The 12,273-nt window shown below is 71.5% G+C and carries 14 protein-coding genes; 10 read left to right on the forward strand and 4 right to left on the reverse strand.

All coding sequences use genetic code 11. From position 1 onward, the window contains the following. Positions 1–24: 24 nt before the first annotated feature. From ACLF3G_RS06150 to ACLF3G_RS06170, 5 genes are all read left to right on the forward strand, one after another. On the forward strand, positions 25–702 hold the full coding sequence (locus ACLF3G_RS06150) for a hydrogenase-4 component E (protein WP_430668462.1): 678 nt from the start codon (positions 25–27) through the stop codon (positions 700–702). Positions 703–707: 5 nt separating this feature from the next. Further along, positions 708–2,144 carry a proton-conducting transporter membrane subunit gene (locus tag ACLF3G_RS06155; protein WP_430668463.1) on the forward strand — a complete coding sequence of 479 codons (1,437 nt, stop codon included), beginning with the start codon at positions 708–710 and terminating at the stop codon, positions 2,142–2,144. After that, positions 2,141–3,643: a hydrogenase expression protein HypE gene (locus tag ACLF3G_RS06160; protein WP_430668464.1), complete on the forward strand. Its 1,503-nt coding sequence runs from the start codon at positions 2,141–2,143 to the stop codon at positions 3,641–3,643. The genes ACLF3G_RS06155 and ACLF3G_RS06160 overlap by 4 nt, the downstream gene beginning before the upstream one ends. Positions 3,644–3,806: 163 nt before the next feature. Continuing rightward, positions 3,807–4,043, forward strand: a complete 237-nt coding sequence (locus ACLF3G_RS06165) for a hypothetical protein (protein WP_430668465.1) — start codon at positions 3,807–3,809, stop codon at positions 4,041–4,043. Positions 4,044–4,057: 14 nt separating this feature from the next. Beyond that, entirely contained in the window at positions 4,058–4,630 is a 573-nt protein-coding gene (locus ACLF3G_RS06170) for an NADH-quinone oxidoreductase subunit B family protein (RefSeq protein ID WP_430668466.1), read from the forward strand. On the opposite strand, the gene ACLF3G_RS06175 is transcribed toward ACLF3G_RS06170, so the two are convergent. The 4 genes from ACLF3G_RS06175 to ACLF3G_RS06190 form a co-directional block, all read right to left on the reverse strand. Then, positions 4,627–5,715: a hypothetical protein gene (locus ACLF3G_RS06175; protein WP_430668467.1), complete on the reverse strand. Its 1,089-nt coding sequence runs from the start codon at positions 5,713–5,715 to the stop codon at positions 4,627–4,629. The two genes, ACLF3G_RS06170 and ACLF3G_RS06175, sit on opposite strands and share 4 nt — an antisense overlap. 177 nt (positions 5,716–5,892) lie before the next feature. Continuing rightward, on the reverse strand, positions 5,893–6,465 hold the full coding sequence (locus ACLF3G_RS06180) for a peptidoglycan-binding domain-containing protein (RefSeq protein WP_430668468.1): 573 nt from the start codon (positions 6,463–6,465) through the stop codon (positions 5,893–5,895). 85 nt (positions 6,466–6,550) lie between these two features. Beyond that, positions 6,551–6,892: a hypothetical protein gene (locus ACLF3G_RS06185; protein WP_430668469.1), complete on the reverse strand. Its 342-nt coding sequence runs from the start codon at positions 6,890–6,892 to the stop codon at positions 6,551–6,553. 89 nt (positions 6,893–6,981) lie between these two features. Beyond that, positions 6,982–7,923 carry a threonine/serine dehydratase gene (locus tag ACLF3G_RS06190; RefSeq protein WP_430668470.1) on the reverse strand — a complete coding sequence of 314 codons (942 nt, stop codon included), beginning with the start codon at positions 7,921–7,923 and terminating at the stop codon, positions 6,982–6,984. A 132-nt stretch (positions 7,924–8,055) separates the two neighbouring features. Between ACLF3G_RS06190 and ACLF3G_RS06195 the strand changes: the two genes are divergently transcribed. The 5 genes from ACLF3G_RS06195 (at position 8,056) to ptsP (ending at position 12,149) form a co-directional block, all read left to right on the forward strand. Next, on the forward strand, positions 8,056–8,538 hold the full coding sequence (locus ACLF3G_RS06195; protein WP_430668471.1) for an HPr kinase/phosphorylase: 483 nt from the start codon (positions 8,056–8,058) through the stop codon (positions 8,536–8,538). Then, positions 8,535–9,467: an RNase adapter RapZ gene (rapZ, locus tag ACLF3G_RS06200; RefSeq protein ID WP_430668472.1), complete on the forward strand. Its 933-nt coding sequence runs from the start codon at positions 8,535–8,537 to the stop codon at positions 9,465–9,467. The genes ACLF3G_RS06195 and rapZ overlap by 4 nt, the downstream gene beginning before the upstream one ends. Further along, positions 9,464–9,907 carry a PTS sugar transporter subunit IIA gene (locus ACLF3G_RS06205; protein WP_430668473.1) on the forward strand — a complete coding sequence of 148 codons (444 nt, stop codon included), beginning with the start codon at positions 9,464–9,466 and terminating at the stop codon, positions 9,905–9,907. Before rapZ ends, ACLF3G_RS06205 begins: the two co-directional genes overlap by 4 nt. 104 nt (positions 9,908–10,011) lie before the next feature. After that, positions 10,012–10,275 carry an HPr family phosphocarrier protein gene (locus tag ACLF3G_RS06210; RefSeq protein WP_168049409.1) on the forward strand — a complete coding sequence of 88 codons (264 nt, stop codon included), beginning with the start codon at positions 10,012–10,014 and terminating at the stop codon, positions 10,273–10,275. A gap of 17 nt (positions 10,276–10,292) precedes the next feature. Beyond that, positions 10,293–12,149: a phosphoenolpyruvate--protein phosphotransferase gene (ptsP, locus tag ACLF3G_RS06215; RefSeq protein WP_430668474.1), complete on the forward strand. Its 1,857-nt coding sequence runs from the start codon at positions 10,293–10,295 to the stop codon at positions 12,147–12,149. The last annotated feature ends 124 nt before the right edge of the window (positions 12,150–12,273 follow it).

The raw sequence follows: 12,273 nt of genomic DNA on the forward strand, positions 1-12,273 counted from the left end.
AGGGTTTTCGCAGGTGGGCGGACGATGAGTTTTGGCAGCCCGGACTACGACATCGCGCATCTGCTTGGCGGCGGGGTGCTGCTGCTGTCCTTCGTGCTGCTGTACCAGCGGCGGCTGGAGGCGGTGATCAACGCCTTCGCCATCCAGGGCGGACTGCTGGCGGCGGCGGCGGCGTGGCAGGCCTACGCCCAGGGCGAGCCGGAGCTGTACGTGACGGCAGTCCTGGCCTTCGGCGCCAAGGCGCTGCTCATCCCGGTCGCGCTGCGGCTGCTGCTGCGCCGGCTTGGTCTGCACCGCACGGTCGAGACGGCGCTCGGGGTCGGGCCATCGCTGCTGGCGGCGGTGGCGCTGGTGGGCCTCTCGGTCCTGGTGGTGCTGCCGGTGACGGCCGGCCAGGCGCAGGCGGTGACGCGGGAGAACCTGGCGCTGGCGCTGTCCGTGGTGCTGCTCGGGATGCTGATGATGATCTCCCGCCGCAACGCCATCAGCCAGGTGATCGGCCTGCTAAGCCTGGAGAACGGGCTGATCCTGGCCGCCATCGGCGTCCAGGGCATGCCGCTGGTGGTGGAGCTTTCGACCGCCGCCCTGGTGCTGATGCTGGCCCTGGTCGCCGGCATCGTGGTGTTCCTGCTGCGCGACCGGCTGGCGACGCTGGACACCGGCACCCTGCACCGCCAGCGCGGCGAGGCGGAGCCGCCATGATGCCGTTGCCCTGGCTTATCGTGTTCCTACCCTGGGCAGGCGCCCTCGTCCTGGCGCTGATCCCGCCGCGCGGCCGCCTGCCGGCTTTCTTGAACATCGGCGTCTCCGCCGGCACCGCGCTGCTGGCGCTGGCACTGCTGGCCCTACCGGAAGGCGTGCAGGGCTGGACCCGGACGGACGCAGTGAACCTGCCGCTGGTGGCGCTGGCCGGGATCATCGGCCTGGCCGCCGCCACCTTCTCCGCCGCCACGGTCGATGCCGAGCGCTTCGACGGCCTGCGCGCCCGCGCCTATCATGCCGCCTTCCAGGTGTTCATGGGTGCGCAGTTCCTGGCGCTGCTGTCCGACAATCTCGGCGTCATGTGGGTGGCGATCGAGATCGCGACACTGGCCTCCATCCTGATCGTCGCCATCCATGGCACGCCGGCGGCCATCGAGGCTGCCTGGAAGTTCTTCGTCCTGTGCGGCGTCGGCATCGCCTTGGCGCTGTTCGGCACCATCCTGCTGTATCTCGCGGCCCTGCCGGTGGTGGGCAGCGGCGATCCGGGCCTGTCCTGGGGTGCGCTGCGGGCGGTGGCGATGCAGTGCGATGCCGGCATCCTGTCGCTCGCCTTCGTCTTCCTGGTGGTGGGCTACGGCACCAAGGCCGGGCTGGTGCCGCTGCATGCCTGGCTGCCGGATGCGGAAGCCGAGGGGCCGCTGCCGATCTCCGCCGTGCTGTCCGGCCTGCTGCTGAACGCGGCCCTGGTCGCCATCCTGCGCGCCAAGGCGATCGTAGGCCTGAACCCCGGCGCGCTGGCGCCTGGGCCGCTGCTGGTCGGCTTCGGCCTGGCCTCCCTGCTGCTGGCGGCCTTCGCGCTGTGGCGGCGGCGCGATGCGCGGCGCCTGTTCGCCTGGAGCAGCATCGAGCATATGGGCCTGGCGACGCTCGCCTTCGGGCTGGGCGCCAACCTGGCCGGGATGCTGCACCTGATGGGGCATTCGCTGGTGAAAAGCGCGGTGTTCTTCGCGGTCGGCGCTGCCGCGCATCTCAAGGGCAGCCAGAAGATCGCCGATATCGGCGGCCTCGCGGCGAGCCATCCAGTGCTGGGCTGGGGGCTGGCGCTGGGCATCGCCGGCCTCGCCGGGCTGCCGCCCTTCGCGCTGTTCGTCTCGGAATTCCGGCTGGTGACGGAGGCCGCGGCACGGGCGCCCTGGCTGCTGCTGCCGCTCGGTCTCGGCCTGCTGGTCGCGGGGGCGGCGCTGGTGCGGGCGTTGCAGCGCCTGTGCCTCGGGGTGCCGACGCAGGACCGCCCGCAACCGGAGGCCTTCGCACTGCCGGGCGGGCTGCTGTGGGCCAGCGTGCCGGTCTGGTCGCTGCTGGGATTGGCCGTGCTGCTCGGCTTCGCCGCGCCGGCCTTCCTGCTGGCCCTGCTGGCCGATGCCGCGAGGTTGCTGGGATGAGCGCCAGCCTGATGATCCGCCGCGGTGCGCGCCAGGGCTGCAAGCCGCATGAGCGCTTCCTGCTGACGCCGACTGAATTCGCCCGCATGGCCGCCGCCTTGGTGGAACAGCCGATGCTGGCGCTGCTGTCGATGTGGGCCGAGCCGGCCATGGTCCACGCGGCGTTCCTGGAGGAGTCGACCGGGAAGCTGCTGCTCGCCTCCTGCCCGGCGACCGAGCGGAAATATCCGGCCCTGTCGCCCGCACGGCCCGGCGCCGTGCGGTTCGAGCGCATGATCCGCGACCTCTGGGGCCTGGAAGCGGCGGGCGGCGTGGATCTCCGCCCCTGGCTCGATCATGGCCGTTGGCCGCTGACCGAACCCATGGCGGCCCGTCCAACCCGCAACGGCGCCATCCCGGAACAGCCGGTTTTCCTGCCGACAGAGGGCGAGGGCTGGCATCAGATTCCGGTGGGCCCGGTGCATGCCGGCATCATCGAGCCCGGCCATTTCCGCTTCACCGTGCAGGGCGAGATGGTGGTCCGGCTGGAACAGCGGCTCGGCTACACGCACAAGGGCACGCTCAGCCTGATGTCCGGCAAGTCGCCGCGCACCGCCGCCCGCTTCGCCGCCCGCCTGTCCGGCGACAGCACCGTGGCGCATTCGCTCGCCTTCGCCGAGGCCGCGGAAGCCGCCACCGCCACCACCCCGCCGCCCCGCGCGCTGTGGCTGCGCGCGGCGATGCTGGAGCTGGAGCGGATCGCCAACCACCTGGGCGACTGGGGGTTCATCTGCAACGACGCCGCCTTCGCCTGGCCGCATGCGCGCTGCGGCGTGCTGCGCGAAGGCGTGCTGCGGGCCAACGCCCAGGTCTTCGGCCATCGGCTGATGATGGACCGCGTCATCCCCGGCGGCCTGGCGCTGGACCTGACGGATCCCGGCCCGATCCTGGCGGCATTGAACGCGGTGGAGGCGGAAATCCCCGCGCTGGTCGCAATCTATGAAAGCCATGCCAGCCTGCAGGACCGCGTGGTCGGCACCGGCATCCTGGCACCGGCGCTGGCCACGCGCTTCGCCGCCGGTGGCGTGGTCGGCCGCGCCTCCGGCCGCCGCTTCGATGGGCGGCTCGCCTTCCCCTCCGGCCCCTATGCCGGCGGGCCGCCGATGCTGATGGTGCGGGAGGAGGGCGACGTGGATGCGCGCGTGCAGGTCCGCATCGCCGAACTGACTGAAAGCATCCGCCTGGTCCGCCGCACCCTGGCCACGCTGCCGCCGGGCGAGATCTACACCGCGCTGCCGCAGCGGGGCGGCGAGGGTCTGGGTATCGTCGAGAGCTTCCGGGGCGAAATCCTGACCTGGGTGGCGCTGGACGACGGCGGCCTGATCCGCGCGGTGTTCCCGCGCGACCCGTCCTGGCTCACCTGGCCGCTGCTGGAGGCCGTGGTGGAGGGCAACATCGTCGCGGATTTCCCCTTGTGCAACAAGAGCTTCAACTGTTCCTACAGCGGGGTGGATCTGTGAGGCCGCTGGCCCGGGCACAAAACCGGCGGCCGGTGCCCTTCGCACCGGCCGAGGCCGCGCCTGCGGCCCACTCCCCGATCATCGGCCCGGCGCGGCACCCCAGTGCACCGGCGCGCAGGCAAGGCCGCGGACGCGGCCGCCCGCCGCGTGAGGGCAACAACACATGAGCGGGCGCTATCCGACCAAGGCCGGTGCCGCCGCGGGCGCCACGGGCCTGTTCACCATCACCCTGGTCCGCCCCGGCCCGGATCGCGGCATGATGGAGCATTGGGCCTATGACGACCGCGCCCATGCGCTGGACGAGATCGGCTGGCTTGCGCAGCGTGTCGCGCCCGGCACCGAGATGATCCTGCGCGACCCGGAGGGCAACGACCTGTTCCGCGTCGCCCGCACAGCCTGAAGGAACCGCGCCGCATGCTCTGGCCCCAACTGGCGAAGCGCCTGCTCTCCCGCCCCCTGACCGAAGCGGTCCAGCCGCCGCCGGAGGAGGTGGTTCAGGCGCTGGCGGCGAAGCTGGAGGCGACCTCGCGCGCCCGCCTCGGCCGCAGCCTTTCGATCCGCCAGGTGGATGCAGGGTCCTGCAATGGCTGCGAACTGGAGATCAACGCGATGTCCGGCGTGCTCTACGACCTGGAACGGCTCGGCCTGCGCTTCGTCGCCTCGCCGCGCCATGCCGATGTGCTGCTGGTCACCGGCCCGGTGACGCGCAACATGCGGGAGGCGCTGGAGCGCACGCGGGCCTGCGCCGCGGAGCCCTGCTGGATCATCGCGGCCGGCGACTGCGCCGTGGATGGCGGCGTCTTCAAGGGCAGCTACGCCGTGGAAGGCGGCGTAGCGCCCGTGCTGGCGGTGGACCTGCTGATCCCCGGCTGCCCGCCCACGCCGTCCCAGCTTCTGGAGGGATTGCTGGCCTTGATGCGGGCGCAGGACCCGCCGGTGCGTGCGACTGCGCCACGCGTGCTCCCGGACCTGCCGCCGCCGGGTTAGTTCAGCCCGAGCAACCCGCCGAGGGAGGCTGGAGCCTCCCAGCTTTCCGGATTGGGCAGGTTGTGCCGGAACGCCTGGTAGACGCTTTCCTCCCGCAGGGAGAGCGTGGAGATGATGATCAGGATGTAGGCGTGCTTGGCGTCGAAGAAGCCCTGCCGGCCCCAGTTGCCGAGATAGGCCAGCTTCATGAAGCCGCTCTGGATCGCCTTGTAGGTCTGGAAGACCCGTTCCTCGAAATGCTGCTGCGCAAGGGCATAGCCGGCCGGCGTGTTCATGTGGCCGAGGGTGAGCCGGAACAGATCCTCGGTGCTGGTCATCTGGCGGGCGATCTGGCGAAGCGCCTCCTGGTCCAGCAGCTTGCCGCCGCCGGGGGCCTTGCGCGGGGGGTTTTCCACCACGCGTGGCATGCTCGCCAGCGCGATCTGCCCGACATCGGTTTCCGTGAAGTAGAAGTGCAGCAGCTTGGGCGCCGCCTTGGCGTTCTTCGCCAGGATGCCGACGAAATGCTTGTACACCGGGTCCCACCCGCCGGCGGGCAGGCGGCCCGCCATGGGGCCGTCGGCGCCGACGCGGCTGGCCATGTCGCCGATCCACCGGGCATAGCGCACCTGCACGGGCAGGGCGTTCCAGATCTGCAGCCATTCCGGCGCGGGCTTCGGCGGCGGGCCGCCATTGCCCGGCGGGGCCCCGAAGCGCCGCATCAGCGCGGCTTCGGTCGCGAAGCCGACCCAGCCATCCTGCTTCAGCGGTGCGGTCTTCGCCTGGAAGCCACGCACCGCCTTGGCCAACCGGGTCGCCGCCGCGGCGTCGCCACTGGCCGGCCCGGCACCCAGCTTCGCGTGCAGCCACTCGAGGTAGTCGGGGCTCAGGTGGTTCAGGCGGATGATCTGGTTCTGGGTGTTCGGTCCGATCTGGAAATCGGCGATGCCCGGGTCCCTGATCCGCAAGGAGAGCTTGAACTCCCGCAGAACCTCCCGCCACGGGCCGATGTCACGTCCATCGACGGGCACCGAGCGACCCATGATGCGGTTCAGGGACCGTTGCACCCAGCGGACATAGCCATCCTTGTCGAAAGCCTGGGCCACGAGATCCTCCCGGACCCCCGTCCGGATGGGATCGCTTCCGCAACCATAGGCGCTTCGCCGGCCACCGCTATGCGCCTCGGCCCCCAGTGAAACCGGGTGAAACCCGGTGAAACCCTGGCTACAGGCGCACAGCCCGCCAGAAAAAACCGCCCCAGCGCGCCGGCGCTGCCAGGTTGCTCAGCGCGCCGGCGCTGCCAGGTTGTTCGGGTCGAGGCCCATGGCGGCGGCGGTCGCCGGGGTCAGCTGGCCGTTCGGCTGCAGGCCGCGGCCCTGCTGGAACTGCTCGATCGCCGCCTGCGTGGTCGGCCCCCAGATGCCGTCCACCCCGCTGCGGTAGAAGCCGAGCGAGCGCAGCCGCCCCTGCACGTTGCGCACCACCGCCTCGCTCAGCGTTTCGGCCGAGGCTGCCGGGGCGGGCCCGGGCGGTCCACCAACCAGATCCGCCGGGTTGAGGCCGAGCACGGTGGCGGTGGCCTGGTTCAATTGGCCGGTCACCTGCAGGCCGTTGCGCTGCTGGTAGCGCTCCAGGGCCGTCTGGCTGTCCGGCCCCCAGATGCCGTCGACGCGGCCGGAATAGGCGCCGGCCTGTCGCAGCCGATCCTGCACCCGGTTCACCGCCTCCGGCCCCAGGGGCTGGGCGTAGGTCAGGGCCGGCGGCGCCTGGGCCGCGGCCGGCACGGGGGCCAACAACGGGGACAGCAGCAGCGGGCCGCCGAGCAGCAGCCCGAACAGCATGGCTGAACGCTTCATCTCGCGCCTCCTTCCGATTTCGTGCCGGAAGAACCGCGCCGCATGGGGTTTGGTTGCATCGGCACAGGTCGAAGGAGGCTGTGCGCTACCCCTGGCGCGGCGTCGCCGGCTGGCGGGCCCGGCGGGCGGCACGCGCCTCCCGCTGCCGAACCAGGCGCGCGGCACGCAGTTCGGGCGTCTCGGCCGCGCGGGCGGCGGCGCGGGCCTCGCGCTGGCGTACGAGTCGTGCCCGGCGGGCTTCGGTCATCGGCCGGGCCGGCCGCTGCGCCACGGCGCGGCGGGCGCGCGGTGGCGACGCCACCTGCGGGGCCGGAGCGGCCGCGGTGGCAGCCGGCGTGGTCTGTGCAAGGGCGCCGGGCCTTGGCGAGGCAAGCAGTGGCGCACCGAGCAGGGCGGCGGCCAGAAGCAGGCGGATGGTCAGACGCATGATGCAGGTCCCGTTCGGGCATGATTCGCCCCTACGGATAGGCTACGCCCGCACAGTTCGCGCCAGGATGGGGAAATGCTGACGTCGGGTTAACCCGCGACCACCTTCGCCGGATCGGTGTTGGACCCGCAGACCACCACGGCCACCCGCGCGCCGGGCGGCGGCACGAAGGCGCCGCTGGTCAGCGCCGCCAGCGCCGCCGCGCCGCCGGGTTCCACGACCAGGCGCAGCGCGGACCACAGCCGGCGCTGCGCGTCGAGGATGGCCGCATCCGGCACCAGCACCGCCCGCGCCACATGCCGCCGCGCCACCGCGAAACCCAGCGCGCCCACCTGCCGCGCACCCAGGCTGTCCGCCGCCAGGCCGCCGACCGGCGCGGGCAGCGGATGGCCGGCGGCCAACGCGTCGTGCAAGGCCGGGCAGCCCTCGGGCTCGACGCTGATCACCTCCACACCCCGATCCGCATACCAGGCCGCGATGCCGCCGATCAGGCCGCCGCCGCCGGTCGCCACCAGCACATGCGTCGCCTCCGGCGCGTCCTGCCACAGCTCAAGCCCGACGGTGCCTTGGCCGGCCAGGATCTCCGGCTGGTCGTAGGCATGCACCAGCAGCGCGCCGGTGCCGGCGGCATGCGCCTCGCTGGCGATGCGCGCCTCGTCATAGGCGGCGCCGATGCGGTGCAGGATGGCGCCGGAGGCCTCGATGCGGTCGGTCTTGGCGGAGGGCGTTGCAACCGGGCAGAACACCTCCGCCTTGTGGCCCAGCGCCCGCGCGGCATAGGCGACGGCGGCGCCGTGGTTGCCGCCGGAGGCCGTGACCACGCCCGCCGCCGGCACCGGCACCGACAGCATGCGGTTGAAGGCGCCGCGCGGCTTGAACGACCCGGTGGCCTGTAGCAGCTCCAGCTTCAGGATCAGCGGGATGTCCAGGCCGAGGTCGGTGCCCGGCATGCGCAGCAGCGGCGTGCGGCGGATGTGGTGGGCGATGCGAGCGGATGCCGCTTGGATATCGGAATGAGTCGGCGCAATCATGCGCGGAAGCTGGCAGGCACCCCGCCTCCTGGCAACCGGCCCAAGGGTTCGAGCGGAGGCGCGGAGGGCCCCTTTAACCCTCGCCACCTTTCTGCCATGGTCCGCCGATACGACTGAGGTTACCAATCCGTCATGTCTCTGCACGGGTCGTGCGTGGCCCAGGATGAGGAGGGTGTTCTGATCCTGGGGCCTTCGGGCAGCGGGAAGTCCGATCTCGTCCTGCGGCTGCTGGGCCGCGGCTGGTCCTTGGTCGCCGACGACCAGGTGGAGCTGACCGCATCCGGCCAGGACCTGCATGCCGCGGCGCCCGATGCGTTGCGCGGCCTGCTGGAAATCCGTGGCCTTGGCCTGTTCGAGGGCCTGCCAACCCTGGCGGCCGTTCCGCTGCGGCTCGCCGTGCAGTTGCTGCCGCCGGGGGCACCGCAGGCCCGGGTGCCGGAGCCGGCGCGGTTCGAGGCGCTCGGCCTGTCCCTGCCGCTTGTGGCGCTGCGCGGGCTGGAAGCCTCCGCCCCGGACAAGATCGGCTACGCCCTCGCCGCCGCCTGCGGCCGCGCCCGCAGCCCGGCGGGGGCGCTGCAGACCGAATTCTCCCCCACCGGGGCGTTCCCCGCTTGAACGCCGCAAGCCCCGAAACGCGCCGCCCGGTGCTGCTGGTCACCGGCTTGTCCGGCGCCGGCAAGGCTTCCATCCTGCGGACGCTGGAGGATCTGGGGTTCGAGACGGTGGACAACCCACCCTTGCAGATCCTGCAGGAACTGGTGGCGGATGGCAGCGCGCCGCTCGCGATCGGCGTCGATGCGCGGTCGCGCGGCTTTGATGCCGCGGAACTGCTGCGTGCCGTCGCCCGGCTGCGGGACTCGCCCGGCATTGCCGCCAACCTCATCTTCGCCACGGCGGAGGAGCCGGTGCTTCTGCGCCGGTTTTCCGAAACCCGCCGCCGCCACCCCCTCGCCCCGGGCGGCCCGCTCGGCAGCCGGGTGACGGAAGGCATCGCGCGGGAGGCCGCGCTGCTGGCCCCGCTGCGGGAGGCGGCGGATCTGGTGGTCGATACCTCGGAGATGCCGCTGCCGGAATTGCGCCGGCAGATCGAGCGCCGGTTCCGGCCGGAGAATGCCAGCGGCCTTGCCATCGGCATCGTCTCCTTCGGCTTTCCCAAGGGGCTGCCGCGGGAGGCCGACATGGTCTGGGACGTGCGCTTCCTGCGCAACCCGCACTACGACCCGGTGCTGCGGCCGATGACCGGGCGCGATGCGCCGATCGCCGATTTTGTCGAAGCCGATCCCACCTACGCCCCATTCTGGGATCGCATGACCGGGTTGATCGAGCTGCTGTTGCCCCGCTACGCCGCGGAGGGGAAGAAGTATCTCACTGTCGCCATCGGCTGCACCGGTGGGCGGCATCGTTCGGTCCTTGTCGCCGAACGTCTGGCTTCCCATCTCGCATCCTCAGGCTGGCGGGTGGACCTGATCCACCGCGATATGCCCAGCTCCCCGGCACCAGGGGGGGCATCTGCGGGGCGGGAGGCCCTGGCACACTCATCATGATAGGTCTCGTGCTCGTCACCCACGGCCGCCTCGCGGAGGAACTGCGGCTTGCCATGGAACACGTGGTCGGGCCGCAAGGTGCGGTCGCCACCGTGTGCATCTACCCCGAGGACAAGCTGGAGGCGCGGCGGGAGGATATCCGGCACAGCATCGCCCGCGTCGACCAGGGCGATGGCGTCGTGGTGCTGACCGACATCCTGGGCGGCACGCCGTCCAACCTCGCCTTCCAGCTGTGTGACCATCGCACCGTGGAAGTGATCGCCGGCGTCAACCTGCCGTTGCTGGTCAAGCTGGCCAAGATCCGCGGTTCGGAACCGCTGCCGGAGGCGGTGGCACATGCCACGGCCGCGGGCCGGAAATACATCGCCAGTGCGGGCGACATGCCGGATGGCCAGAAGCCGCCGAATGGGCATGATGCCGGGAACGGAGACGCCACATGAACGAATGGCCCGACGAAGCCGGGGAATCCAAGGCCGCCGCCGCGCCGATCGGCGCGCTGGAGGCAGAGGGTCCCTGCGGCTGCGACCCGTCCGGCGGCCTGGCGATGCGCAAGACGGTCAAGATCGTGAACAGCCGCGGCCTGCATGCGCGCGCCGCCGCCAAGCTGGTGACGGTGGCGGAACGCTTTTCCGCCTGCGTCAACGTCTCCCGCCACGGGCAGTCGGTGCCGGCCTGCTCCATCATGGGGCTGATGATGCTGGGCGCAGGCCAGGGTAGCGAAGTGGTGGTGGAAGCCGAGGGCTGGGACGCGAAGGAAGCGCTGGAGGCCATCACCGGCCTCATGGAAGCCGGATTCCATGAGGATTAGCGGAGCGAGGGTTCCGCATGAAGACTGAGAAGCCGGACGGCAGGCCGGACGCCAAGGGTCCCGAGACCGCGCGCAAGCCCACGCGCCGCGGCAAGGAAGTCCTGATCCGGGGCATCCCGGTCTCCCAGGGCATCGCCATCGGCGCCGTCTTCGATACCACCGAACCACCCGCCGAGGCGCCGCGCCGCACCATCCTGGAGGTCGCCGTCGACTCGGAAAAGCAGCGCCTGGCCGCGGCCGTCGCGGCATCCCGGAAGCAGGTCGCCAAGCTGAAGATGCGGCTCGGCGTGCTGCCGGAGGAGGCGCAGGAGGAACTCGAGCCGCTGCTCGACGCCTACGCCATGATGCTGGGCGACAGTCGCCTGATCCGCGGCGCCCGCAAGCGCATCGAGCACAATTTGCTCGCCGCCGAGACCGCCGTGGCGGATGAGGCGGATGCGATCGCGGAGGTCATCCTCGGCGCGCGGGACGACGACAAGGCTGGCCTGCGCCGCCGCGCCGGGGAGGTGCGGGAAATTGCGCGCCGCCTGACCCGCAACCTGACCCAGAACCCCTTCCGCAGCTTCAAGGACGTGCCGGAAGGCGCCATCCTGGTGGCGGAGGAAGTCACACCCGCCGATGCCGCCCTGCTCGACCCCGCCCGCATCGCCGGCGTGGCGACGGAGGAAGGCGGTGCCGATGGCCACACCGCCATCATGCTGCGGGCGCTGGGCATCCCGGCGGTGCTCGGCGCGCATGGGTTGACGGAGGCTGCGCGGCGCGGCGACCAGGCCGTGCTGGATGGCGCGGCCGGCACCATCGCGCTCCACCCCACCGCCGCCACCCTGGCCGCGGCGAAGGACCAGGTCGCTGGCTATGCGCGGGAGCGCACGCGACTGGCCAAGCTGCGCCGGCTGCCGGCGGTGACCACGGATGGCGAGGCGGTGGAACTGCTCGCCAACATGGAAATCCCGGCGGAACTGCCGCTGATCGCCCAGGCCGGCGCCCAGGGCATCGGCCTGTTGCGTACCGAATTCCTGTTCATGAACCGCGAGGACCTGCCGGACGAGGACGCCCAGGTGGCGGCCTATGCGCCGATCGTCGCGGCGATGGGCGGCGACCCGGTCACCATCCGCGTGCTCGACTGGGGCGGCGAGAAGGACATGGAGGCGCTGGCCGCCGGCATCGAGCCGCATTCCAGCCCCAACCCGGCGCTCGGCCTGCGCGGCATCCGCATGCTGCTGAAGCGCACCGAGCTGCTGGAGGCGCAGTTCGCCGCCATCCTGCGGGTCGCCGGCGGCGCCCCGGATGGTGTGGTGCGCGTGCTGCTGCCGATGGTGACCATCCCGTCCGAGGTGAAGGCGGCGCGCGAGATCTATGAGCGCGTGGCACGTCGGCTGCGGCGGCGTGGCGAAAGGCTGCCGGACAAGCTGCCGGACCTCGGCGCCATGGTGGAAACGCCCGGCGCCGCCCTGGCCGCGGACGCCATCGCGCTGGAGGCGGATTTCTTCGCCATCGGCACCAACGACTTGGCGATGTACACGCTGGCGGTGGACCGCAGCGATGCCGAGGTCAGCCACCTGTACGACCCGCTGCACCCTGCCGTGCTGCGCCTGATGCAGTTCGCCACGGAAGCGGCGCTGCGGTTGCGCATGCCGGTTTCCGTCTGCGGCGAGATGGGCGGCAATCCGCGGCTGGTGCCGCTGCTGCTGGGCCTCGGCATCCGCAGCCTTTCGATGAATGCCAGCGCCATCCCGCGTGTGAAGCAGGCAGTACGCAGCCTGGACATCGGCGATTGCGCGCGGTTTGCCCGCCGGGTCATGGAACAGTCCGACCCGTCCCGCATCCGCGAACTGGTGGATGGCTTCGCCAGCGGCGTGACCGAACGCGGCTGAGATTGCACCGAGGATAAGATCCTCGCGCCACAGTGAATGATGTCTCAACCTTGCCGCTGTCATGCCGCCTCAGGGACACGTCATAGTGTCCGGATAACGCAGAACAGCCAGGGAGACAGCACCC

It is taken from the genome of Falsiroseomonas sp. HC035, assembly GCF_050563525.1.
Lineage (GTDB): Bacteria > Pseudomonadota > Alphaproteobacteria > Acetobacterales > Acetobacteraceae > Falsiroseomonas.